Here is a 255-nt window from a genome sequence, read left to right as displayed (position 1 = left end):
GCTCGTACGGCGCACTGGTCTCCCCAGCCTTGATGGTGACCGTGGCATTGTTGCTCAGGGTCACGACCAGGTCGTGATCCAGCGGCTGATTGACGTGTACGGTGAAGGTCGGCTTCACGTTCTCGGCTACCGATACCTGGTCAGCCGTAATGGTGACCTTAACGATATCGCCTTCGTTGCCTGGCGTACCTGGCTCATCAGTGACCTGGGTGCTGACCGGAGTCTTGTCCAGGTTCAGGTTTTCGAACTTCCACG

Annotated in this window: 1 protein-coding gene; it reads right to left on the bottom strand. The window is 58.0% G+C overall.

The features are described from left to right. Positions 1-255 (bottom strand): immunoglobulin-like domain-containing protein (locus tag DM807_RS00645; protein ID WP_179026937.1); only part of this gene is annotated, 255 nt, incomplete at both ends.

This window comes from Pseudomonas hunanensis, assembly GCF_013393325.1.
Classification (GTDB): domain Bacteria; phylum Pseudomonadota; class Gammaproteobacteria; order Pseudomonadales; family Pseudomonadaceae; genus Aquipseudomonas; species Aquipseudomonas putida_P.
This window is presented reverse-complemented; position numbering and strand designations above follow the sequence as displayed.